The organism is Kosakonia oryzendophytica (assembly GCF_027886705.1).
In the GTDB taxonomy this organism is placed as follows: Bacteria; Pseudomonadota; Gammaproteobacteria; order Enterobacterales; family Enterobacteriaceae; genus Kosakonia; species Kosakonia oryzendophytica.
Genome location: NZ_CP115659.1, coordinates 1016007 through 1039721 on the forward strand (window position 1 = coordinate 1016007; position 23715 = coordinate 1039721).

Genomic DNA, 23715 nt, shown 5'->3' on the forward strand with positions numbered 1-23715 from the left:
CTAAACCTCATGTAATTATTTGTAGGGCGGCATTTTTTATGGAAACTATGTCCTTTTTAACCTGGACACCATTGACATGCACCTCGAATCCAGTATTACCCCTCAATTTAATCTGGGCAGGGTTTGTCTCATACTTGAATCCTCTGGAAGCTATTTCGGTCAAACCAAACGAGCTCTCATTCAATTTCAATGCCAGAGCAATTGCTTTGAATTCATACCAGTCAGGAGCTTGAATATCAACCTTCGTATCACCTTTAATTGTTATGGTGCCTGGCGTTGAAATTGTAATGTCACCGTTAGTTACTTTCTGTTCCCAGTTTCCTGTGATGGTTGTATTTACACCACCGGTAATTATATTTTTTTGTCCACCACTATGAACAAGTAGCTCATCACCATTTTGTATTTCAACACCGCGCCCACCCGTGGAGATCTTGACCCACATACTGCCATCTTCGAGGGTGAGATATTGCCAACCGTTCTTTATTTTCGTATCAACCGAGCCATCAATTGTTGTTGTAACATTTCCTTTAATATCAGAAACATCACCACTATCAGTGATGGTCAGTTTACGCCCCTTCGAGATGGTTGTTGTTGTGCCCTGATTAAATGTCGCCGTTTCTTCCTTATCAACAGTCGTCGTCCGTTTCGCCTGGTAATAGAAAGAGGCATCTCCGACGACCTCGTCATTTTGGGTTTTGCCTATTTTAGTTGTACGATGACCATCGATATTTACCGCCTTATCATTTTCAACGGAAATATTCATATTTCGTTCTGAATGCAGGTCTACCGTCTCCCCCCCAATCCGATCTTCAAAGAACAGATAACTGGCATTGTCTTTATTCCCATCTTTGCTACGTGTCATAAAGCCCATACGGGTGGCATCGCCTGGTAACTCCCACGGCGGCATATTGGCTTCATTGTAAACACGGCCTGTTACGATGGGACGATCCGGGTCTCCGTTAATAAAATCGATGACCACTTCATCATTGACACGAGGAATTTGTACCCCACCAAACCCTTGCCCAGCCCAGGCACTTGAAACGCGTACCCAGCAAGAGCAGGTGTCATCACCTTTACCTTGACGATCCCAATGGAATTTAACTTTTACCCGGCCATACCTGTCAGTCCAAATACTTTCACCTTGAGGGCCAACAACTTTCGCTGTTTGCGGCCCATATGTTCTCGGCCAGGATGTGGCTTGAGCAGGTCGGAATACCACCGTTGATGGAATGACAGAAAAATCGATTTGGTGATGCGTATTATTGTCCGCGCCGCTGGCATAGCGGTTTTCCTCAAACTGATAATGGGCTTCAGTTGTGAGATATTCACCGTTATCACTAAAGAAGGGGGCATTGCTTAATAGAAATGTCGTGCCTGGCGCAATGCCGAGCGCCGTCGCAGTTCCATTAATACGATGATGTTCTACTTGCCATCTTTGCTGGCGGATCCGCGCATACGTTTCGCCGTGTCCATGATCAACAAATCTCCCCGGCCAGTCATAAACATCTATTTTTCCGGGTTGCGGAGAGGAGGGATTCTGGCGAGCCTGATGCAGCCATGCATTAGGTTTACGGAAGTCGTAGTCGTCCAGGCTGTAAAGGCCCGGCGTCACGAAGTCTGCGATAGCCCACTGAGCGATGCCTTCGGTCGTCGTGCTACCACCGGACGGAGTATGTTGGTAAGGGATTATTTCATAACCTTTCGCAGGCTGATATTGTTCAGCGGAATCAACCAGCACAAGGGTATGCTTGTCCTTCTCATGCCGGAAGTAGTATGCAATCCCCTCCAGTTCCATTAAGCGACTGATGAAGTCAAAGCTACTTTCCTGATACTGAACGCTGTAATCCCAGACCCGATGGTTTTCAATCAATGCATCTTCAACATTGACCTGATATTCAGCAAGCAAGGTTTTAACAATTTGCGGTACTGTTTGTTCCTGGAAAATACGCATATTACGATCGCGTTGCATCGGCCATAGATCAGACTCAACGGTGAGCGTATAGGCTGCATAACGGCTTCCGGATAATTCAACCGCGCTTACCGCAACGCCGGTAACTTTTCCATTAAAGTATCTTGGGCTTAAGGCGTTTTGCGTTGGGATTGTTACAGTGAGTGGTTGCCCTAGTAACGCGCTGCGATCGATCCGTACATCTGTACCTAGCAGCACGACATTGAGTGAGAATGGTTGCGAAATGGCCTCATGACCTGACATTTTCCAGAAAAGAAGCCATCTATGGGCGTTTGAATTGTTATACGGTTTGGCATGAAAGAACTACTGGATGGGAGGACCCTTCCTCGTATCTCCTGATAGGCATAATGGCGCTTATTAAACTGCAACAGGAAGCTGCTTGACTACACACTTTGTAAAAATTTTACCGGGGCTTTACGGAATCGGATTAATCCTGGTGACCAGCTCCCCGTTAATCAACACAAACTGATGTCAGCAACGTCTGTTCTTGGCACTCAACAGACTTTTGTGGAATTTACATGCTGTACATGCAAAGCTTGTTTTAAGGGTTTAAATGGGAATGTCGGCAGCAGAGAGTAGAGTAATCTCTCGACCTGTGATGCACAGCTAATGTGTCATAAGCGTATGTTCGTCGAAATTCTTAAGTGTACTCATCAGTTTATGATGTCCATTTTCTTAAATTTCATGAGTGAGTGATGTTTTTAAGTTTCATAATGAATCAAGCCTGGTTGCAGTGATAAAGCTGATATCGGCGAACATCGGCGTTTACACATCCCATACGGAGCAAGCGGAATTAACGCTTCTTTACTGTCCTTACACCAGCCGCTGACGGGCAATCTTGCTCAGGTTAACATCGGCAGTCTGGATGAAACATCAAACCGGACACGCCGGGCGGCCTGCCCGTAGCGCTGTTATCAGGTTGACGACTTCATCCTGCACGGGCTGCCGCGAAAACGACAACATATTATGTGGATTGCTGGCGTAATGTCCGCATTGCAGAGGTGCCCATACTACGGCGCCATACTCCGGGTGCCACGCCATACTGGCGCTTGAAGGATTGCTGAGAGTCAAAGCCCAACGCGATCGCCACGTTCAAAATCGGTTCAGAGCTGTGCGTTAAGCGCTCGACCGATTTTTTCAGTTTTTGTGCGCGAATATACTCGCCGAGGGTATAGCCAGTATGTTCTTTGAATATCCGCTGGAGGTGCCATTTCGAATAGCCCGCGCGCCGGGAAACGGTGCCAATGTCCAGACGGCTTTCAAGGTTGTTGTCGATCCAGTCGAGTAAATCGTGCATAAATGCGTCAGTGTTCATTTCGTTCCCCCACGCAGCTTAAAAGGTATCTTTATCTGTTGCATTTAAAGGTGGCCCGATTTTGCATTAATTGCAAGTTTTATTGTTGCATTTAAGACCTTGCCGGAATTGCGTCTTTTGCGCTGACCAAAATAGCACATAAAGTGTATTAATTATTGTTGCACTAAATTTAGCGCCTCCCTACAATCCCCGCGATAGTGTATTCGTAACTGTTACAGTTTTGTGGCGATGAACGACACAAATGGCCTGAAGCCAGACCGGACAAAGGAAGTGGCGCGGTGTCTTCTACTGCGTCTTGCCCGGCGGCTACAATTAGCGGAATAAAAATAATGAGCCTGCAAAAACCTTGGGTTAACTTTCATCTGCATGCGTTGGGAGTAATGTTACTTTCCGTACTGCTTGTCGGCTGCGATGACGGTGTCGCGCAGAACGCCATGCCACAAGCTCCCGCCGTCAGCGCCGCTGATGTGGTCGTGAAATCCATCAGTCAGTGGGATAGCTTTAACGGTCGGATTGAAGCGGTGGAAAGTGTTCAGCTACGCCCCCGTGTCTCCGGCTACATTGATAAAGTGAATTACACCGACGGCCAGGAGGTGAAAAAGGGCGATGTGCTGTTCACTATCGATGACCGAACCTATCGTGCCGCGCTGGAACAGGCGCAGGCAACGTTAGCGAGAGCCAAAACGCAGGCCAGCCTGGCGCAAAGTGAGGCTGAGCGTACCAATAAATTAATCCATACCAATCTGGTATCCCGTGAAGAATGGGAGCAGCGCCGTTCAGCTGCCGTCCAGGCACAGGCCGACATTCGCGCAGCGCAGGCGGCGGTTGACGCGGCGCAACTTAATCTGGATTTCACCAAAGTCACCGCGCCTATCGATGGCCGCGCCAGCCGTGCGTTGATCACCAGCGGTAATCTGGTCACTGCCGGTGACAGCGCCAGCGTGCTCACCACGCTGGTCTCGCAGAAGACGGTTTACGTCTATTTTGACGTGGATGAGTCGACTTACCTCCACTATCAAAATCTTGCCCGCAGTGGGCAAGGGGCGTCCAGCAATCACCTGGCGCTACCGGTTGAGATTGGCCTTGTTGGCGAGGAGGGCTACCCTCACCAGGGGAAAGTGGATTTTCTTGATAATCAGTTAACGCCGAGTACCGGCACGATCCGTATGCGCGCGCTGTTGGATAACGCGCAGCGTCAGTTCACGCCGGGACTGTTTGCTCGCGTACGGCTGCCGGGTAGCGCTGAATTCAAAGCCACGCTGATTGACGACAAAGCGGTGCTGACCGATCAGGATCGCAAATATGTTTATATCGTTGATAAAGATGGTAAAGCGCAGCGTCGCGATATCACGCCGGGGCGTCTGGCTGCCGGTTTACGCATCGTGCAGCAAGGGTTGAAGCCGGGCGATAAAGTCATCGTCGATGGTTTACAAAAAGTGTTTATGCCGGGTATGCCGGTTAACGCGAAAACCGTTGCCATGACCGCCAGCACTGCCCTCAACTGATCCCTTATTTGAGAATCCGACACATGGACTTTTCCCGCTTTTTTATCGACAGGCCGATTTTCGCCGCAGTGCTGTCGATTCTAATTTTTGTCACCGGATTAATCGCTATCCCGCTGCTGCCGGTCAGCGAATATCCGGACGTCGTGCCGCCAAGCGTGCAGGTGCGTGCGGAGTATCCGGGTGCCAACCCGAAAGTGATTGCAGAGACCGTGGCGACGCCGCTGGAAGAAGCGATCAATGGCGTTGAAAACATGATGTACATGAAATCCGTTGCAGGCTCCGACGGCGTACTGGTGACCACCGTTACTTTCCGTCCGGGTACGGATCCCGATCAGGCGCAGGTTCAGGTACAAAACCGGGTATCACAGGCTGAGGCGCGTTTGCCGGAAGATGTAAGGCGTTTGGGCATTACCACCCAGAAACAATCGCCGACGCTGACGCTGGTGGTGCATCTGTTTTCGCCCGGCGGTAAATACGATTCACTGTATATGCGTAACTACGCCACGCTCAAAGTGAAGGATGAACTGGCGCGTCTTCCCGGTGTCGGCCAAATTCAGATTTTTGGTTCGGGCGAATACGCGATGCGCATCTGGCTGGATCCCGATAAGGTCGCGGCGCGCGGATTGACTGCTTCGGATGTGGTCACGGCGATGCAGGAGCAAAACGTACAGGTTTCCGCCGGGCAGCTTGGTGCTGAGCCGCTGCCGAAAGAGAGCGATTTCCTGATCTCCATTAACGCTCAGGGTCGCCTGCACACCGAAGAAGAGTTTGGCAATATTATTCTGAAAACGGCGCAAGACGGCTCGCTGGTACGCCTGCGCGACGTGGCGCGTATAGAAATGGGGTCTGGCAGCTATGCACTGCGTTCCCAGCTTAACAATAAAGACGCAGTCGGGATTGGTATCTTCCAGTCTCCGGGGGCGAACGCCATCGATTTGTCTAACGCGGTGCGCGCCAAAATGGACGAACTGGCCACGCGTTTCCCGGAAGATATGAAATGGGCGGCACCTTACGATCCTACGGTGTTTGTTCGCGATTCGATTCGCGCGGTCGTGCAAACATTGCTGGAAGCGGTGGTGCTGGTTGTACTGGTGGTGATCCTGTTTCTGCAAACCTGGCGCGCGTCGATTATCCCATTGATCGCGGTGCCGGTATCGGTTGTGGGTACGTTCAGTATTCTCTACCTGCTTGGTTTTTCACTTAACACCCTGAGTTTGTTCGGGCTAGTGTTGGCTATCGGTATCGTGGTGGATGATGCCATCGTGGTGGTGGAAAACGTTGAGCGCAATATCGAAGAGGGACTGGCTCCCCTTCAAGCAGCGCATCAGGCGATGCGTGAAGTATCCGGGCCGATTATCGCGATTGCGCTGGTGCTCTGTGCAGTGTTCGTACCGATGGCGTTTCTTTCCGGGGTAACCGGTCAGTTTTACAAACAGTTTGCGGTGACGATCGCGATTTCAACAGTGATCTCCGCCATCAACTCGCTGACGCTCTCGCCAGCGCTGGCGGCCATGCTGTTAAAGCCGCACGGCGCACAGAAAGACTTCCCTACCAGGCTTATTGATCGTCTGTTCGGTTGGCTTTTCCGTCCGTTTAACCGCTTTTTCCACCGTAGCTCGAACCGCTATCAGGGGCTGGTTGGCAAAACGCTTGGACGACGGGGTGCGGTGTTTGTTGTGTATGTGCTGCTGCTCTGTGCCGCTGGCGTCATGTTTAAAGCCGTACCCGGCGGGTTTATTCCCACGCAGGATAAGCTCTATTTAATTGGCGGTGTGAAAATGCCGGAAGGCTCTTCGCTGGCACGCACCGATGCGGTGATCCGCAAAATGAGCGAAATCGGCATGAACACCGAAGGGGTGGATTATGCGGTCGCCTTTCCTGGGCTTAATGCGTTGCAATTCACCAATACGCCGAATACCGGGACGGTCTTTTTTGGCCTGAAACCGTTCGACCAGCGTAAACATTCTGCGGCGGAAATTAACGCTGAGATCAACGCGAAAATTGCACAAATCCAGCAGGGCTTTGGCTTCTCTATTTTGCCGCCGCCGATTTTAGGGCTGGGTCAGGGGTCTGGTTATTCGCTGTACATACAGGATCGTGCTGGTCTTGGTTATGGTGCGTTGCAAAACGCGGTGAACATGATGTCCGGTGCGATTATGCAGACGCCAGGGATGCATTTCCCTATCTCAACCTATCAGGCTAACGTTCCGCAGCTGGATGTGCAGGTCGATCGTGATAAGGCGAAAGCGCAAGGGGTGTCGCTGACCGATCTTTTCGGTACGCTGCAAACCTATCTGGGTTCGTCTTATGTGAATGATTTCAACCAGTTCGGGCGTACCTGGCGTGTGATGGCGCAGGCAGACGGACCGTTCCGCGACAGCGTGGAAGATATTGCTAATCTGCGCACCCGTAATAATCAGGGTGAAATGGTGCCGATCGGCAGTATGGTGAAGATCACGACGACGTACGGGCCGGATCCGGTGATTCGCTACAATGGTTATCCGGCAGCGGATCTCATTGGCGACGCGGATCCTCGCATACTCTCTTCTTCGCAGGCGATGACGCAACTGGACAAAATGTCGAAGCAAATACTGCCGAATGGGATGAATATTGAGTGGACGGATTTGAGCTTCCAGCAGGCCACTCAGGGCAATACGGCACTGATTGTCTTCCCGGTTGCGGTTCTGCTGGCTTTCCTGGTGCTGGCAGCGCTGTATGAAAGCTGGACCCTGCCGCTGGCGGTGATCCTTATCGTACCGATGACGATGCTGTCCGCGCTGTTTGGCGTCTGGCTGACCGGTGGGGATAACAACGTGTTCGTGCAGGTCGGTCTGGTGGTTCTCATGGGACTGGCCTGTAAAAACGCGATTCTTATCGTTGAGTTTGCCCGCGAGCTGGAAATTCAGGGGAAAGGTATCATGGAAGCGGCGCTGGAGGCGTGTCGCCTGCGTTTACGCCCGATTGTGATGACCTCCATTGCGTTTATTGCCGGGACCATTCCGCTGATCCTCGGCCACGGCGCGGGGGCAGAAGTGCGCGGCGTCACCGGGATCACGGTGTTCTCCGGTATGCTGGGCGTGACGCTGTTTGGTCTGTTCCTGACACCGGTGTTTTACGTTACGCTGCGTAAACTTGTTACGCGTGACAAATCAGCAAGGGACGTTTTGCCTGCCTGAGTTGTTGCAGATAACAAAAAACCGCCTTCACAGAGAAGGCGGTTTTTTTTGTCATCAGAAAAGAATCAAAGCGCTTTTTTATGCTGGGCAACAATGTCAGGCACCAGATCGAACCCGCTGGTATTGGCTTTTTGGACTTCCGCCAGCGCGCTGGTATGGCGAGCTAACACCTCTAACGAAGCCTGCTCTGCTTCATCGGCGATAGATTTGAAGTACCAGCACGCGTTGGCACTGACCACGCAGCGAGCCGGTATATCGGGACGCGACGCCCACAGCTTTTTATCTTCGGTGACGGAAACATAAATATCGCGCAGAGTGATCTTTTCCGCCGGGCGACCAAGGTGAATAGAACCGTTGCGGCCAAGCGTTGAGACGATAATGCCGTCACGCGTGAGTGGAACCATTAATTTGCGGATAAAGCTCGGATTCGCTTCCAAACCGTAGGCCAGAATCGCACTTGTCGAACGTTCACCCAATTGCTCCGCCATCGCTACGCTGAGTACCATCTGCAAAGCTGTCGGGAAGCGGTAATCTAACATTTCATTGTCCTGGGTTGCGGTGAATCTTGTTCTTTTTGGCACCGCAGAGGTGAATAATCAATGAGCAATAATATAACAAATACGGCAATTTTTTTGAAGAAGTCTACGGGTGACCTGACTCGTAAAAATAAGTTTCCGGTGTGCACAAAAGGCAACGCTGATCTCACATTCAATATGGGCTGACGCCTGATCGGTAGACGATCCTGGCCATTCAGCAGATGTTCGTAAGACGTTAGGGGCGGTATTCGGAAAGCATTTTGGAAGGGGCCCGAACGGGGATACTCTCCGGCGGGCTGGGTTCAAAAACCGTGTTTTCGTTCAGGCGGACGTGTGGTTTGGGAAGTTAACCGTAACCATGAGCCCACCTTCGGCAGAGGTACTCAGGCTTACGCTGCTGTTGTGTTGCTGCGCAACCGCGTTGACAATTGCAAGCCCCAATCCACTCCCGCTTTGCACCTGATTGGGATCGCGAAAAAATCTGTCGAACACCCGCTCCCTCAATTCAACGGGAATGCCTGGCCCCGCGTCTGAGACACATAGCTGAGTGGATGCATCAGATGATCGTACCTCTACCACAACCCGTCCGCCCTCAGGACTGTATTTCACGGCATTTTCAATGACGTTGTCGATCAGCGACATCAGGCGTTCCCTGACACCGGTAATCCAGATTTCATCATGAGAGTAGAATTCGAGTTCAATACTACGTTCAGCCGCCAGCGGTGCCAGTGCAGCCATTCGCTCTTGTATGAGCGTCGTCAGCGGCACCGGCGCCATAACCGTGTCTGTACGCGCTTCGCTGTGCATCAGCAGCAGCAACTGATTGACGAGACGAGCCGCACGGCTATTGCTGCGAATAATCCCTGCAAGTAACTCCTGTTGGCTATCGCTGTTTATATAGGCTTGCAAGGCCTCAACATTGATGCGCATCGCCGCCAGGGGAGTACGCAGTTCGTGAGCGGCATCGGCTATGAAAACCCGTTCCCTTTCCGTGCTTTCTCGCACTCTGGTGAGGAATCCATTAACCGCATCGACCATTTGGCGAAGCTCCCTGTGTTTTGGCACTTCTTTTAAGGGCGAGAGATCTTCTGGCGTTCGGAAGGCAATTTCAGTGACGACCTTGTTCCAGGGACGCATGGCAATGCGGATAGACAGCCACGCGGGAAACAAAAGAAAAGGAATGCACACCAACAGCGGTAATACGTAGTAGCCACGCGAGTTCAGGTAAATAAAGAAGTTCCAGCCTCCGGCAGGGGTGATAAGTGTTACCTCCACATCGGCGTTTTCGGATTTGAGGGTACGGCTAGTCCAGCTACGACCTTCGCTCTGAATCGTCTGGATTTTCCCATACCTGGTGTTTGTCACGCCTGTTGGGGCGCCATCAGATGCATAAATAATCTCTTTATTTTTCCGAACGATCAGGCTGATTGACAGTTCCGGATCTTCACTTCCGCCATAATCTTCCCGCAAGGCCTTGCTGAACGCGTCCAGAACATCAGTGCGCTTCTGCGGGCTATCGTCCATACGATCGATCATTGTAAAAATGGTTTCGTAAGTCTTACTGCCCGTTAGTATCGGGGGGCTGCGCAAGTCCTCCCACAAAACGTAGGTCAGAAAAAGACACCAAAGCAGTGTAAGCAGTACCATTTGCGCGATCATCACTCGCCGCACGAGCGTTGGCGTTCTCAGGTGGTGCCAAACATTGCGCATCAACCCGCTCCTTTCTGGATCGGTACGGTATCAATGACATACCCTACGCCCCGCACCGTGCGTACATAGCCGTCGCCAATTTTGCGACGCAAATTACCCATATGCACATCGAGCGCATTACTCATGTTTTCTTTTGCGCCGAAGATCTTTTCTTCCAGAAAACGGCGTGTCAGCACGCGGTCAGCACGCAACATTAACGTTTCAAGCAGCGCGTATTCACTGGCCGTCAAATCGACATGACCTGCACCCACGGTTACGCGACGAGTCGGCACATGGAGAGAGAGGCCGCGGATTTCTATCGCCTCATCCTGAAAACCGTAACTGCGGCGTGCAAGGGCTCTCACCCTTGCTAACAACTCGGCGAGCACAAAAGGTTTAACGAGATAGTCGTCTGCACCAGCATCCAGGCCACTGAGGCGATCTTGCAACGTGCCTCGCGCGGTCAGGATGATGACCGGGATGCCCTTGCACTGCTGACGCAAGCACGCCATCAGGCTCATGCCATCGCCGTCGGGCAGTCCGAGGTCGAGCAGCACAAGTTCTGGCACGCAAGCGTCAAGCTGATGCAGCGCATCCTCTTTTCGGCGAACCCATATGACGTCAAACCCTTGATCTGAAAGAGCAATACGCACGCCATTGCCGAGATCCAGGTCGTCTTCGATTAGGAGAATTTTCACAATGGTTACTGTATCAACGGTGAATGAAGAACGTCTGAAGAAAAAATCGATATCAGGAAATCTATCAGGTTTGGGGCACCTGTACTTGCTTCATGCTTTCTTCATTTTTGGCTCATGAGAACTTTAGGGGGAGCATTCAAACTGAGCGTTCTGGTGTTTAAAAACCGTTTATATCGTAATCAGTTGAATCCACAAGGACTTCTTTAATGAGAAACATCGAACTGCGTCATAAGTTTCCCCCCTCACTCTCGGGTCGCAACCTGAAAAAAATAGTGCCGGGCATTATTCTGGCGTTGCTGGCCACCCCGACCCTGGCGGCAGAACAGCAACAAGGCAACGCGTTAACCCTCGGGGGAGGCGTGGATGTTGCGCCACGCTATTCTGGTTCGGATAAAAGCCGCGCCACAACGGCCCTGGTGCTTGATTACTCGATGGCAAATGGTTTCTTCATCAGCAGTACGCGGGGTATCGGTTACGGCAACAATATCGGCAAGCTGGATTACAGCGCTGCGCTGAGTTATCGCGCAGGCCGTAAGGATCGTAACGTGGACAGCGACTCAGTCAGCTACGGCAGCGATGAGTTGCGGGGGATGGGTGACGTCAAAGGCTCAGCGATTGGTGTACACGGGTTAGGGTACAGGGTGACCGACTGGCTTAATGTGCAATTGCAGGCGGAGGTGCCGATTTCTGAGCGAAGCAATGGTACGGCGCTGCATTTTGGCATTACCAGCCCGCTGTATACGTCACCCAAAAATTCCGTGACACTGGCGCTGACCGGCAGTTGGGGGACGAGCCAGTACATGCAGACTTACTACGGCGTAAGCGCATCACAGTCGGCCGCATCGGGGTTTGCTCAATATGATGCCAGATCGGGAATTTATGCCTATAACATGAATATTGACTGGACGTACAAGCTCACCCCAGACTGGAGCGTGGTTACTGCAGCAGGCTATACGCAGTTGACGGGGGACGCACGCAACAGCCCGATTGTGCAACGAAAATCATCGCCCACCGGAAGCCTGAAAGTGACATATCGCTTCTGAGCGCTTTTTTGCCTGTCCTTCCCGGCTGCGTGTGGCGATGCACGGTCAATAAACACGCATATGCTCCGCCCCGATTCAGATGACGGGGCGGTACTTTGCTCGCTCACTTTTTCCAAGACAATCAAAAAATTACGTCGTCTGACGTTCAGGATACGTCACGCTCTCCTGGAGCGTAAAAAACGCCGTCATCCGGTTTCGGTCATGCTTGCAATGCGCCGTATGATAAATCCTGACCCAAGAAAACATGACGAATGCGCGTCAGGCTAAAGGCCACATTATCGCTTTTCTGCTGTTAAACCATAAGGAAAAGCGATTTTTCGGTATAACACGCCTGTTTGTTAAATTTCACCCCCTAGCTGCTTAACAACGTGACAGAGCTTTCGGGCGCCATTAAAATTCAAATGATCCGAATCGTAATAATCTTCAGGCGTGAATGCTTCATGTGTCGATAAATCAGTCATGAATACATTCTGGCCATCAGTAATACTTTCGATATACTCCAGCGTTTCATTTTTTAGGTTTTTATCAAAGTTTTCAACGTAAAAGTCAGTGAACGGCATAACGATAAAATTAATGGTAGAGTTCGTTTCTTTAATTAACTCTATCATGGAGGAAATGACCTCTTTATTATTTTCAAAACTATGCTTTCTTGTATAAGCCTTTGATAGTTCTGATGTACGTGTCAGGATGTCTGCTGATGAATATGAAAAGTCAGTGCGATAGTTTCTCTCATTTATAAAATCGACAGATTTTTTTACAATCGGCTCATCAAGCAACAGACTACTGAGCCTCGATAATTCCTCATCATTATAAAACTTAAGGTGAGTTTTTCTCTCGTAGATATGCCTGATGAGCAAATCAAGTGGGCTCAGAATATGTTGGCTAGTTGAACTACTATTGGAGTTATCGACTTTATTCCTGAAATTGTATTCAATATCCTGGCTTTTGCAGAAGTAGCGAGCAATAGGGAACGTTGGGGCAGCGCCCATTGATAACTCATAAAAAGCATCATAAAGACCGATGCAGAGAATGAAATTTCGTATATGTGTTGTTTCTGTTATTTTCTTAATCAGGCTGTACGATAAAGTAAAATCACCGGAGAAGATAGAGAGGTTTACTGATTTATCTAATAGCTCATCAGGGAATCCCTGGTATGCATAGGATGATCCAAGTATCACACTCTGTACATTTGGATCGCTGATGATTTTTTTATAACGAGCATTAAGAAGAGGTATGAATCCAATATCCATACTATAAAGACTGGTATTCTTCTCTGGAAATTGCAGGATGGTTAGCGCGTCAGGGAATTCTATATTATTTTTTTTGATGAAGTTAAACCCTGTGGAATCTGTGACGATCAGGGGAATAAACGTATCGTCACTCTGGTTTAGCTGGATGCTTTCCGGGTCTGTGTCCAGATTGATTTCGAATGCGGTAACTTTTTCCATATTAGATGGAAGGAAAAGCGCGTTTTGCTGGTAGGAGTCCCAATCTCTTCCGACGAAGAAAACATGACACGGTTGTATTGAAAAATAGTATATAAAAAAATCAGTTAAGTGAGTGAGTAAGTTTTCAACATCGTCTGGTGTGACATTTTTCCCGGCACAGTAAATCAGTTGATTAATAAATGTTGTGGTATTCTCATCATCATTTAAAAGATGACTATTTGCAATAAATAAATCCTTCAACTCATCCACGACGGAATCATTTTCAATCCAACTGAGTTTTTGTGCAAGGACGTGCATATTTTTTAGAAAAAGAACTCTGTTATTCATTTTACTTTCCCTGGTTCATAGTAAAAAATAATACAACAATAACAAGCGCATTTTTTTAGTTAATCGCGAAGTATACAGGAGGCGAATAGATATGGATATATTAAAGGATGTATTTGAGGCGGATTGAAAAAGGCAATTTTTAGTATTTTTAGCGCTCTATTCAACCGATTGAAGTACGTATCGGGCTGATATACTACAAAGGGTTATCGCATATTATCTGGCTAATTTGATGAGGGGTGGTTTTTTATAACTGACGGACTTTTCTGGCCAGGACGAATGGAGATTCACCCGAACTGAGCGACATTATTCATCCTGCGGCACCTGCGGTTCGCGAGCGTGTTTCGTTTTAGCGCGCATTTTCATCAAGCGGAAAACTTTCCAATTGTCGTTTTCTGTGGGAGTATTTAGGAATCGATTATTTCCAAAATGGAGAGCATGATGCCTGAGACATTGCACAGCGCCCGTGAACGGGGACGCCCGCGACAGTTCGACCCGGATTCAGCGCTGGATCTTGCAATACCGGTATTTCGTGAAAAGGGTTACCACAGTGCGTCGATAACCGATCTAAGCGAGGCGATGCAGCTCACGGCCGGCAGTATCTATAAAGCCTTTCACGACAAGCGAAGCCTCTTCCTGCAAGTGTTTGCACGGTATACCTCGCTGCGCAATCAAACCCTGCGCCAGCGCCTGACACAGCAACCTGATGGGCGGGCAAAAATCGCCGAACTCCTGCGCTTCTATCTTGAGTCTGCCAGCGATATGGAGGGGCGACGCGGTTGTCTGGTTGTCGGGAGTGCCATTGAATTGGGGCTGCTTGACGACGAACTGGCCGGGTTGGTCCGCGCTGCACTTGAACGCAACCAACACACGATCCGCCAACTGATTGAGCAGGGAAAGCAGGATGGGTCTGTGCATCCACGACATGATGCACAAGCACTGAGCAGCGTCCTGATGTGTCTGGTGCTGGGTATGCGTGTGGCGGGTAAGAGCGGTGAGTTACCGGCACATGATCGTCTGGTAGCCACGGTCATGGCCCTACTCGACTAAAAATTTTAACCATAAAGGAAATATTCATTTCCTAAATAACCGGAGTGATAAATGCCTGATCAATCAATCACACAACCCTGGTCGCAACCGGTCGATAATTTGCCCGGCTTTGCTCATTTCTACGCGGCAGTCGACGGTGTTCGCTTGCACTATGTCAGAGGCGGCAACCCGCATGGTGACGTGTTGCTGCTGCTGGCCGGCTTTCCGCAAAGCGCATATGCCTGGTACAAAGTGATGGCGCTGCTCGGCGATCGTTACGACCTCATCGCGCTTGATCTGCCCGGTCAGGGCGACTCAGACAAGCCTCTGGCTGGCTACGATACACAGACACTAGCCGGAAATGTCTATCGCTTTATGCAAACGCTCAAGATTGAAAGACATTACCTTGCCGCCCATGATGTCGGTGCCTGGGTCGCGTGGCCTTATGCCATGTGTTATAGCCAGCAGGTCATCAAATTGGCGCTGCTGGATGCCGGTATCCCGGGTATCACATTGCCGGATGCCTTACCTGCAACACCTGATAAAGCCTGGAAGACCTGGCACTTTGCTTTCCATGTGCTTCCCGATCTGCCGGAAGCGTTAATTAGCGGGCGTGAGGATGTTTACCTTGAATGGTTCCTGCGGCGCAAAACCGCCAGTCCGATGGCATTTAGCCATGAGGATATCGCAGAGTATGTGCGGTTAATGAGACAACGTGGTGCTCTTCGCGCAGGGTTAGCGCCTTATCGCGAGGCGGCAGTGTCAGCCGCCCAGAATCGGACGCGGTGCGGGCAGGGTAAATTGATGCTACCGCTCCTGGCAATTAGCGCTGAAGAGGGATCTATTCCTGATATGGCGGCCCCGCTACATCAGTTTGCGGCGGTGGTAACGGGCATCACTATCCCGCAGAGTGGTCACTTTATCCCGGATGAACAGCCCAACGCACTGAGTGAGGCAATGGCGACATTTTTCCGGTAGGGGCAAACAGGAACTTTTCCTGCGTCTGCGCGAGACCCTGACCTGCGCCCCATTGTTTTATTCGCCGGGATGTGGGTAAGGAGAGACGTAATATTGTGGCAGAAAGAGAGGGCTTTCTGCCACATGCAGTGGGCTAGTTTACTTTTGGAAAGTCCACCACGGTGTCATTTACACGGTTAATCATATTCGTGAACAGAATTGCACTGACGGCGCTGATCACTTCAACCACGTGTCGGTCGCTAAAGCCTGCAGCCAGAAAACGGCTGACGGTTTCTTCTGGTAAGGTGTTACGGGTCGTCACCAGTTTTTTCACAAATTTGACCAGCGCATCAAGATGCGGATCCTCCGGGTACTCTCCCCGACGTAATGCCTGAATCTGCTCAATACTGTAACCTGCCATTTTCCCGGTTAACGTATGCGCCGCCAGACAATAATCACATCCTGACACCTCACTCACCACAAGGTTAACGGCTTCAATTTCCTGTTTACTCAGCTGGCTTTTCGCCAGTGTGGCGTTGTGTTGCAATGCCTGACTCAGAATGTCGGGAGCGATCCCGATGGTCTGGTAGGCATTCGGGACTTTACCCATCGCCCGTTTAATGGCGTTAAAGAGTTCGGCTGTCTGACCCGTCGCATTGTCGGGGTGTACGGAAGTTAATCGGCTCATCATTTTTTCCTTTCAGTTTAAGGGTTTCGCCGTATCGGCGATGAGCACATAATAGGGCGCGGTGGGCTGACGTTCTGGCCGTATCGTCTCGACTTTTTGTCTTATCGTCTCAGGAGCCAGGGTGGACAACCTCAGTCGCTTGCTTTCCTTACTCGCGCCAGTATGTAACGTCAATCTCCACTGCCGTTTTACCGGGCGTTGGGACGCCGACCACCCGCAACAGGTCGCCGGTATTGTGCCCTGGCATGTCATTCTTCATGGTGAAACCCGGCTGGTTGTTGAAGGGAACACATTCGATGTTCGCGCGGGCGATATCGTTCTGTTCCCGCACGGATCGCCGCATTTATTGCAAAGCCTTGTGGACTGGGGGCAGGTCGTTCCCGCGCAGGTCAACAATAATGGCATCGTAACTGAAGTGTGGACGGAAGGGCCGGGGCCTGCGGTAGAGGTATTGTGCGGTGACTTTCATTTCGGTCCGGGCTATCGCTGGATGTTCGCCGATGAAACAACGCTGATCCATCTCCGTACCGATGAGCGACACGATTGCCCCGAGCTGGAAGCGCTACTGGTAATGTTGGTACGCGAAAGTCTAAGCGGTTTGCCGGGCAGTGCGAGCATCGTTAAGGGGCTGGCAGATACGCTGCTTGCGTTGATCCTGCGTATTTTACTGTCGCGGCGCGAGCCTCCTGCCGGGGTATTGCGTTTGCTAAGCGATAAACGTCTTGCTCCTGCTGTATTGGCTGTCATCGCCGATCCGGCAGCGCCATGGACGATGGCATCAATGGCGCAACGCTGTTTTTTGTCCCGAGCCACCTTCGCCCGTCACTTTTCAAACAGCTACCATCAGACACCGCAGGCCTGGCTTAATCAACTGCGTATGATGTTGGCGGTGAGGCTACTTTCAGAAGCGCGAAACCTGATGATGGAGGGTGTGGCTGAGCAGTGCGGTTTTTTGTCGCTCTCCTCTTTCACGAAAGCGTTCAAAAAAACCTACGGTATCACGCCTGCTCAGTATCGTAGACGTGGGCATAGCCCCTTTTTCACCGGAACCTTGCCGGACGGCAACGATGATCAGGCGTAATGTTATCGTGCAAACTTGCATTTCCTTTCGGTGACACGCCGTTAGTCTGCGCTCGCGGAAAAGAATAATAACCCCACGTCCCCCTTGCAGAGTGAATACAGCACTATGGCTTAACGGCCTGCGCGTAGGGATTGAGGTGGAATGCCATACCCGCGAATAAACACCTCCCGCATATGCCGTCTGTCGCGAAAACCGGACTCACGAGCGATGGCATCCAGCGACAGGCGGCTTTGCTCAATCATGACGCGCGCGGCCTCAAGCCGCAGCCCTTCAATCGCTTTTGCCGGGGACTTGCCCGTCTCCTGACGAAAAAGACGGCTAAGCTGGCGGGGGCTGACATGCACCGCATCGGCCAGCATTTCCACTGTCAGGGTTTTGCGCAAATTGTTGCGGGCATATTCCAGCGCAGTTTGCAGACGATCTGAGCGAGGTGACAAGGCAAGCATTTCCGAATGCTGCGTTTGGCCGCCGGAGCGCCGCTGATTCATCACCAGACGATGCGCCACCGTACGGGCAACGTCTGCACCGAGATCTTTCTCTACCATACCGAGCGCCATGTCCAGCCCGGCGGTCATGCCTGCAGAGGTCCAGATAGTGTCATCAATAATAAAAATACGATCATCTTCGAGCCGAATAGTGGGGTGTTGTGAGACCAGACTGTGTGAGTGCGCCCAGTGCGTGGTGGCACGTTTTTGCTCCAGCAGTCCGGCCTGTGCCAGTACAAATGCGCCGGTGCAGATCCCGGCGATACGGCGTGCCTGGCTGGCGGTAGTTTGCAGGAAAGTAACCACGCCGGGGCTGGCGGGTTCCTCCTGGGGAGACAGCACGCCTGCCACCAGCCAGGTATCCACCTGCGTTTCCTCGCTCAACTTCGCCGAATCTACACCAATACCGGAAGAAGAACGTACGGTACCGCCATGTTCGGAGTAAACCTCAGGTTGATAAAACGGGCGATCAGCGACCAGATTAGCAAACTCAAATACCGTCAGCGTAGACAGCGCCAGCATCTGAAAATGGTCGGCAATGATTAATCCTATTCGGTGCATCGCAACTCCTTTATGACAGACTAACCGCCTGATATTCCGCAGAGCGGGCGCGTAAGCGCTCAGACGTCCACAGACTGGCCAGTGCCAGCAGCAGGAACACGATTGAGCTTATCATTACTCCGTAAAAGCCCGACAGTGGATAAAGCCATGAGGCTACGGCCGAACCAAAACCAATACCGCAGAACATAAACGCACTGGTTAATGCCAGCGAAATTCCACGCGTTTCCGCCGTTGAGATCTCCACAATACGCCGCTGTTGAGTGGGCCATAACAGATCAGTGGAGAAGGCCCAGACCACCAGCAGGAGATACAACAATGACAGTTGAGCCGGTAGTAGCATGATCAGCGACATATCCGCCACCAGCAACGTCAGACCGACAACCAACAAGTGTTCCGCACTGTAGTGGCGTGCAGCACGGGCAACAAAAAGATTCCCCACAATACCCGCCGAGCCAATAACGGCCAGCGCGATGGAGACGGCCGGGGTATCACCCTGCCAGCGATCGCGGATCATCGGCGAGATAAAGGCGTACATGTCGTAAACGCCGGAGGTGATAAAAAAGACGACCAGAAAGGCGGCCAGTGATTTGCCTTGCTTGAGCACCATGCCGACCTGGCGTAAGCGGATATCAACACCGCTGACCACGTTGGGCACCAGCAGAAACACGCTACTGGCGGTGAGGACACTCATCAGCGCGATAAGCGTGAATAACATCCGCGCGCCCCAGACGGTGGCCAGCCATGCCGCCAGCGGAATACCGACCATACTGGCCATTGAGACGCCCAGCAGGATCATGGCAATGGCGCTGCCACGTTCTTCAGGAGCCACTAACTCTGCGCCGAGCGCAATCAGTACCGGACCGATCAGGGAGGCACCCAGCCCCATGACAATCCGCGAAGCCACCAGCACCTTATAGTCCGGAGCAATGGCAAAAGTCAGGGCGCCCAGTCCAAATACCAGCATGCCTGCCAGCACCTGTGTTCTGCGCATGAACTTGCCGAACATAACCTGTGCCAGCGGCGCGCCGAGCGCAAATGTCAGACCGAAAATAGAGAGCAGACGAGCACTTTGTGCATCGCTGATCCCCCACTCCTGAGAAATCGGGACCAGACTGCCCGCGACGGAAAGCGAACCGGTCGCCTGAATAAAATACGCCAGGCTAAGCGCCCATAGTGCGCGGCGTTGAGAGGTGGACAGGTGATTTTGCATTATCAACTCCAGAACGGGGGCAGTTACCTGCCCCAGAGCAGGTTACGCAACCGGGATCGGGTTATCCATCATTGACTGGTTGAAGGCATTCACCATCTCGTGTTCATTCAAACCCGGATTTGCACGCGCAGGCAGCACACTCTCTACAATCGCTTCAATGGCGTCTGTCGCCAGTTTGTCAAAGGTCTGCTGGATAAAATCGGCTAGTGGCATCGCGCGGGAGTCACCGCTTTTGTAGATCAAATCGGTATCAACCCAAGGGGGTGAAATTTCAATGACCTTCACACCGGCATCGCGCAGTAAAAAACGCTGCGACAGGGTGTACGAATGAATCGCCGCTTTGGTTGCTGAGTAGAGTGCATTGGTCACCAGGGGTAAAAAGGCCAGAATCGAACTGTTATTGATCAATACCGCGTCCGGTTGCTGCTTTAGGTGCTCAACAAAAGCTGAACTGACCCGAACAGTGCCCAACAGGTTGGTATCCAGTAAGGTGGTAGCCATCTCATCGTCCAGTTCAGCGGAGGCGTTATCAAACGGCATAATGCCAGCGTTATTGATCACGACATTCAGCGCCGGATAGCGCAAGAGCACCTCTTTCGCCGCCGATTTAATGCTGGATGCATCGGTCACATCCAGCACCACGGAAGCCATCCCCGGATTTTCAGCCGTGACCGTGTCCAGAAGCGCCTTACGGCGGCCTGAAATGATCACCTGATTTCCCAGTTGATGAAATTTTTCCGCCATCGCGCGGCCAATCCCGGACGTGCCGCCAGTGATAAAAATAGTGTTGCCTGTCAGTTTCATACGGTTATTCCTGTTGGCTAAATAATTAGCGAGTCGGGCCGACGCGATAACGGTCGGCGGGTACGTTACGTGAAAGATGCGGAATCATGGCCTGACGACTGCTTTCCATCGCCTGCCAGTAAGCGTCGTTATGCAATGATGGGATGGTGACAAGTTCCCCGTTAAGAAAACCCGTTAGCGCGGCATCGACCAGGTCAGAAGCACTCATCACTATCGACTTATCGAGTTGTTCGAGGGGTAAGCCGCCGTTATCCCAGAACGGTGTTGCTGTCGCGCCCGGCAGCACGGCCTGGATGTGAATGCCCTTTTCGGCGAGTTCGTGATGCAGTGATTGACTGAATGCCAATACAAAGGCTTTTGTACCGCCGTATACGCCGTTCAGCAGTTCCGGCGCGAGGCTGACAATCGAGGAGATATTGATGATGGCGCCCGTACCTCGCGCGACAAAACCTGGAACCACGCTATACGTCAGACGGGTCAGGGCGACGACATTGATATTAATCATCGCCTGCATCTCATCGACTTCGCTCAACAACAACGGCGTATGCGTACCCACACCGGCATTGTTCACCAGCAGTGTGATGCTGGCATCGTCACGCAGTTTTCGCTCCAGAGCGGCAAGCTGTTGGGCATCTCCAAGGTCGGCTGCCAGCACTTCCACATTACGGGCGGTGTCAGCAGTAATGTGGCTGGCCATCTGATTCAGGCGGTTATGATTGCGAGCGATAATGATCAGGTCGTAACCCATGCGCGCCAGTCGATTCGCGTAAATGGCACCGATACCGGAAGACGCACCTGTGATCACGGCGGTGCCTTTAGCGGGTTGTGTTGCGAGATTCATTGCAGACTCCTTTCGATCACGATTGATTCAATGAGAGAATCATAAGTGAGAAAGAAGTGTCTTAAATGACGATTATGGTAGTCATTTAAGACATTATATGTCTCACTTCGCATGACCGTCAGGAGTGAAAATACCTCCCGGATCCCGTGCCATTTTCCGCAGAAGAGGGTTTTAACGGCTCCTGGAGGTGTCAGGATAGTTAACGTTTTCAGTTGATTAGGCTTGCTGACGCTTAACGATAACCCGACCTCCACGTCTTACGCTTCACACTTTATTGGCTACAATGCCTCCAGGGCTGCGCTGGATATGTTTACTGTTCAACCGAGCGAAGCGTTGAGGGACACCGGTATAAAAGGCAACGCTGTCAGCCCGAAGTTTGTAAAAACGGACCTGACGGGTTACGGGGTAATGACGCCAGCGGAGGGGGCGCGGCGGCCGGTTAAATATGCTCTGGAAGGGGATGAGTCCGGTGCGTTTATAGAGCCTGACGGCAGACCCCCCAGGTGAGCAGGGAGCCGGAAACGGCTCAGTGCTGAACGCTGTTTCTGGCTCACTTTTCTCTCCTTCCGGAATCTGCTTTCGGAGCAAAGCAGGCAGTCTACACCGACACGACGCCAGTTCCCGGTCAGGTATTTCAGTTGGCGGATGCCGTTGGCCTGATGGTTATTTCGGTTGTATCAACACTCTCTGGAGCGTCAATAATCTGCCGAACGGCGCGGGCAATATCCGCAGGTTTAAGTGCCACAGAACGGTACACATCCATCGCCGCTTTGGTTTCCGTATGGGTAATGGTTGAGGCCAGCTCACTCTCCACCACGCCAGGGTTGACGCAAGTCACGCGAATAGTCGAACTTTCCTGACGTAAACCATCCGAAATCGCTCGTACGGCGAATTTTGAGGCGCAATAGACGGCAGCGGTTGGCACCACAGTCAGGGCACCGATAGATCCTATATTGATTATCTGACCGGAGCCCTGGGCTTCCATGACAGGAAGAACAGCACCAATCCCCCAGAGCACCCCCTTAATATTCACGTCAATAATGCGTTCCCACTCATCCTGTTTGCCCGCTGCAAGCGGAGAAAGTGGCATGACACCCGCATTGTTGATCAGCACGTCGATCCGACCCCATTGATCAAGCGCTGCCTGCACGAAGCCCGCCATCGACAGGCGACTGGTGACATCTAACTCCCGCGCCAGGGCAATCCCCCCTGCGCTGCGTATTTCTGTGGCAATGGCTTCAATACGTTCCAGCCTGCGCGCCCCTAATAACACCTTCGCGCCGGCATTTCCAAGCTCTCTGGCCATGCCTTCACCAATCCCGCTGGATGCGCCGGTAATGACTATCACTTTATCCATAGCATGCTCCTCAGTTGAGTTCGAATCGATCATAGAACGTCGCGATTGTTTTCAGTATCCTGTCATTACTGGACTCACTGGTTAGCGGCATTAAACAATGAAAATCGATCTTAACCTTTTACCTGTTTTTCTCGCGGTGGCAGAAGAGCGTAATTTTAGTGCTGCCGCTGCTCGCCTGGATGTCACCCGATCGGCGGTCAGCCAGGGAATAAGGCGGCTTGAGGACGCATTCGGCACCATGCTGGTAATGCGAACGACTCGCTCAGTCACGCTGACGGAAGCGGGAGAACGTCTGCGTCAGTCCCTGTCATCACCGTTATCAAGTATTGACGCGGCGTTCGAAGACGTGGCGTCGGACACGCTGCCGCGAGGATGTCTGCGGATCGCAGTGACTTCGATAGCCGAAGCGTTTCTTTCCGGCCCGCTGATCGCCTCGTTTGCGGCAGCCAATCCCGCCGTGACGGTTGATATTGTCGTGACGGATGAAGAGTTTGATATTGTGGCCGCGGGTTATGATGCTGGCGTCAGACTTGGGGAGGTGATCGAAAAGGATATGATTGCCGTCCCGCTTACAGGAAAGCAACGTGAAATGGTGGTTGCCTCGCCCACGTATCTCGCGGCTAACAACACACCCGTACACCCGCGTGAATTGATCCATCACCGGTGTATTGGCTGGCGTCCTGCCAAAGATGTCGCCCCTTATCGCTGGGAATTTGAGGAGGCGGGAGAACCTTTCAACCTGGCGATTGAACCGCAGATCACAACGAACGATCTTCGCCTGATGTTGCGGCTTGCGCTCGCCGGTGGCGGAATTACCTTTGCCACAGAGGATACGTTCAGACCGTTTGTTGAAACAGGGCAACTTGTCTCATTGCTGGACGCGTTTCTTCCCTCTTTTCCGGGCTTCTATCTCTATTTTCCTCAACGCCGTAATATGGCACCCAAACTACGCGCTCTGGTCGACCATGTCAGGCAATGGCGGGAGCAGAATAGGTAATC

Annotated in this window: 19 protein-coding genes and 1 pseudogene; 8 read left to right on the top strand and 12 right to left on the bottom strand. The window is 51.7% G+C overall.

Annotation, left to right across the window (positions count from 1 at the left end):
- Positions 1–7 precede the first annotated feature (7 nt).
- Positions 8–2265: pseudogene (locus O9K67_RS04875) on the bottom strand (type VI secretion system Vgr family protein).
- Positions 2266–2933: 668 nt separating this feature from the next.
- Positions 2934–3284, bottom strand: coding sequence for a helix-turn-helix domain-containing protein (locus O9K67_RS04880; protein WP_271044642.1), 351 nt, complete (start codon positions 3282–3284; stop codon positions 2934–2936).
- Positions 3285–3613: 329 nt separating this feature from the next.
- Between O9K67_RS04880 and O9K67_RS04885 the strand changes: the two genes are divergently transcribed.
- Entirely contained in the window at positions 3614–4789 is a 1176-nt protein-coding gene (locus O9K67_RS04885) for an efflux RND transporter periplasmic adaptor subunit (RefSeq protein WP_061493373.1), read from the top strand.
- Positions 4790–4812: 23 nt separating this feature from the next.
- Positions 4813–7965, top strand: a complete 3153-nt coding sequence (oqxB, locus tag O9K67_RS04890; RefSeq protein WP_061493374.1) for a multidrug efflux RND transporter permease subunit OqxB — start codon at positions 4813–4815, stop codon at positions 7963–7965.
- A 65-nt stretch (positions 7966–8030) separates the two neighbouring features.
- Here oqxB and O9K67_RS04895 read toward each other — a convergent pair whose 3' ends face one another.
- The 3 genes from O9K67_RS04895 to O9K67_RS04905 all read right to left on the bottom strand — a co-directional run bounded on the left by O9K67_RS04895 (position 8031) and on the right by O9K67_RS04905 (position 10888).
- Positions 8031–8504, bottom strand: coding sequence for an RrF2 family transcriptional regulator (locus tag O9K67_RS04895; RefSeq protein WP_271044643.1), 474 nt, complete (start codon positions 8502–8504; stop codon positions 8031–8033).
- A 318-nt stretch (positions 8505–8822) separates the two neighbouring features.
- Positions 8823–10211, bottom strand: coding sequence for a sensor histidine kinase (locus O9K67_RS04900; protein ID WP_061493376.1), 1389 nt, complete (start codon positions 10209–10211; stop codon positions 8823–8825).
- Positions 10211–10888: a response regulator gene (locus tag O9K67_RS04905; RefSeq protein WP_061493377.1), complete on the bottom strand. Its 678-nt coding sequence runs from the start codon at positions 10886–10888 to the stop codon at positions 10211–10213. The genes O9K67_RS04900 and O9K67_RS04905 overlap by 1 nt, the downstream gene beginning before the upstream one ends.
- A 206-nt stretch (positions 10889–11094) precedes the next feature.
- Between O9K67_RS04905 and O9K67_RS04910 the strand changes: the two genes are divergently transcribed.
- Complete coding sequence (locus O9K67_RS04910) at positions 11095–11931, top strand: MipA/OmpV family protein (protein ID WP_061493378.1); 837 nt, start codon at positions 11095–11097, stop codon at positions 11929–11931.
- Positions 11932–12269: 338 nt separating this feature from the next.
- Here the strand turns inward: O9K67_RS04910 and O9K67_RS04915 are convergent, their stop codons facing one another.
- Positions 12270–13706, bottom strand: coding sequence for a hypothetical protein (locus O9K67_RS04915; protein WP_061493379.1), 1437 nt, complete (start codon positions 13704–13706; stop codon positions 12270–12272).
- Positions 13707–14132: 426 nt separating this feature from the next.
- Between O9K67_RS04915 and O9K67_RS04920 the strand changes: the two genes are divergently transcribed.
- Positions 14133–14753 carry a TetR/AcrR family transcriptional regulator gene (locus O9K67_RS04920; protein ID WP_082794130.1) on the top strand — a complete coding sequence of 207 codons (621 nt, stop codon included), beginning with the start codon at positions 14133–14135 and terminating at the stop codon, positions 14751–14753.
- 51 nt (positions 14754–14804) lie between these two features.
- Positions 14805–15710: an alpha/beta fold hydrolase gene (locus tag O9K67_RS04925; protein ID WP_061493381.1), complete on the top strand. Its 906-nt coding sequence runs from the start codon at positions 14805–14807 to the stop codon at positions 15708–15710.
- A gap of 133 nt (positions 15711–15843) precedes the next feature.
- Here O9K67_RS04925 and O9K67_RS04930 read toward each other — a convergent pair whose 3' ends face one another.
- Entirely contained in the window at positions 15844–16377 is a 534-nt protein-coding gene (locus O9K67_RS04930) for a carboxymuconolactone decarboxylase family protein (protein WP_061493382.1), read from the bottom strand.
- Between the two features lie 121 nt (positions 16378–16498).
- Between O9K67_RS04930 and O9K67_RS04935 the strand changes: the two genes are divergently transcribed.
- A complete protein-coding gene (locus O9K67_RS04935) occupies positions 16499–17458 on the top strand; it encodes an AraC family transcriptional regulator (protein ID WP_061493383.1) in 960 nt (319 codons plus the stop codon).
- Between the two features lie 110 nt (positions 17459–17568).
- On the opposite strand, the gene O9K67_RS04940 is transcribed toward O9K67_RS04935, so the two are convergent.
- From O9K67_RS04940 to O9K67_RS04955, 4 genes are read right to left on the bottom strand one after another with little or no spacing between them, the layout of a single operon-like run.
- The gene (locus tag O9K67_RS04940; protein WP_061493384.1) at positions 17569–18504 is read right to left on the bottom strand and encodes a GlxA family transcriptional regulator; all 936 of its coding nucleotides are present in this window, start codon (positions 18502–18504) and stop codon (positions 17569–17571) included.
- 10 nt (positions 18505–18514) lie between these two features.
- Positions 18515–19714, bottom strand: a complete 1200-nt coding sequence (locus O9K67_RS04945; protein WP_061493385.1) for an MFS transporter — start codon at positions 19712–19714, stop codon at positions 18515–18517.
- Positions 19715–19756: 42 nt separating this feature from the next.
- Positions 19757–20518: an SDR family oxidoreductase gene (locus O9K67_RS04950; protein WP_061493386.1), complete on the bottom strand. Its 762-nt coding sequence runs from the start codon at positions 20516–20518 to the stop codon at positions 19757–19759.
- Between the two features lie 25 nt (positions 20519–20543).
- Positions 20544–21359 (bottom strand): SDR family NAD(P)-dependent oxidoreductase, encoded by an 816-nt coding sequence (locus tag O9K67_RS04955; RefSeq protein ID WP_061493387.1) that lies wholly within the window; start codon positions 21357–21359, stop codon positions 20544–20546.
- 222 nt (positions 21360–21581) lie between these two features.
- Here O9K67_RS04955 and O9K67_RS04960 point away from each other — a divergent pair, with 222 nt between their 5' ends.
- A complete protein-coding gene (locus O9K67_RS04960) occupies positions 21582–21866 on the top strand; it encodes a Rossmann-fold NAD(P)-binding domain-containing protein (protein ID WP_061493388.1) in 285 nt (94 codons plus the stop codon).
- A gap of 127 nt (positions 21867–21993) precedes the next feature.
- Here the strand turns inward: O9K67_RS04960 and O9K67_RS04965 are convergent, their stop codons facing one another.
- The gene (locus tag O9K67_RS04965; protein ID WP_061493389.1) at positions 21994–22716 is read right to left on the bottom strand and encodes an SDR family oxidoreductase; all 723 of its coding nucleotides are present in this window, start codon (positions 22714–22716) and stop codon (positions 21994–21996) included.
- A gap of 97 nt (positions 22717–22813) precedes the next feature.
- On the opposite strand from O9K67_RS04965, the gene O9K67_RS04970 reads away from it, so the two are divergent.
- Positions 22814–23713 carry a LysR family transcriptional regulator gene (locus O9K67_RS04970; protein ID WP_061493390.1) on the top strand — a complete coding sequence of 300 codons (900 nt, stop codon included), beginning with the start codon at positions 22814–22816 and terminating at the stop codon, positions 23711–23713.
- Positions 23714–23715: the final 2 nt, after the last annotated feature.

Bases quoted from the DNA above. Each gene is read 5' to 3' on its own strand.
- O9K67_RS04930 (WP_061493382.1), bottom strand. From the start codon at position 16,377: ATGAGCCGATTAACTTCCGTACACCCCGACAATGCGACGGGTCAGACA.
- O9K67_RS04940 (WP_061493384.1), bottom strand. From the start codon at position 18,504: ATGCACCGAATAGGATTAATCATTGCCGACCATTTTCAGATGCTGGCG.
- O9K67_RS04915 (WP_061493379.1), bottom strand. From the start codon at position 13,706: ATGAATAACAGAGTTCTTTTTCTAAAAAATATGCACGTCCTTGCACAA.
- O9K67_RS04965 (WP_061493389.1), bottom strand. From the start codon at position 22,716: ATGGATAAAGTGATAGTCATTACCGGCGCATCCAGCGGGATTGGTGAA.
- O9K67_RS04920 (WP_082794130.1), top strand. From the start codon at position 14,133: ATGGAGAGCATGATGCCTGAGACATTGCACAGCGCCCGTGAACGGGGA.
- O9K67_RS04900 (WP_061493376.1), bottom strand. From the start codon at position 10,211: ATGCGCAATGTTTGGCACCACCTGAGAACGCCAACGCTCGTGCGGCGA.
- O9K67_RS04945 (WP_061493385.1), bottom strand. From the start codon at position 19,714: ATGCAAAATCACCTGTCCACCTCTCAACGCCGCGCACTATGGGCGCTT.
- oqxB (WP_061493374.1), top strand. From the start codon at position 4,813: ATGGACTTTTCCCGCTTTTTTATCGACAGGCCGATTTTCGCCGCAGTG.
- O9K67_RS04895 (WP_271044643.1), bottom strand. From the start codon at position 8,504: ATGTTAGATTACCGCTTCCCGACAGCTTTGCAGATGGTACTCAGCGTA.
- O9K67_RS04910 (WP_061493378.1), top strand. From the start codon at position 11,095: ATGAGAAACATCGAACTGCGTCATAAGTTTCCCCCCTCACTCTCGGGT.
- O9K67_RS04925 (WP_061493381.1), top strand. From the start codon at position 14,805: ATGCCTGATCAATCAATCACACAACCCTGGTCGCAACCGGTCGATAAT.
- O9K67_RS04970 (WP_061493390.1), top strand. From the start codon at position 22,814: ATGAAAATCGATCTTAACCTTTTACCTGTTTTTCTCGCGGTGGCAGAA.
- O9K67_RS04950 (WP_061493386.1), bottom strand. From the start codon at position 20,518: ATGAAACTGACAGGCAACACTATTTTTATCACTGGCGGCACGTCCGGG.
- O9K67_RS04885 (WP_061493373.1), top strand. From the start codon at position 3,614: ATGAGCCTGCAAAAACCTTGGGTTAACTTTCATCTGCATGCGTTGGGA.
- O9K67_RS04880 (WP_271044642.1), bottom strand. From the start codon at position 3,284: ATGAACACTGACGCATTTATGCACGATTTACTCGACTGGATCGACAAC.
- O9K67_RS04955 (WP_061493387.1), bottom strand. From the start codon at position 21,359: ATGAATCTCGCAACACAACCCGCTAAAGGCACCGCCGTGATCACAGGT.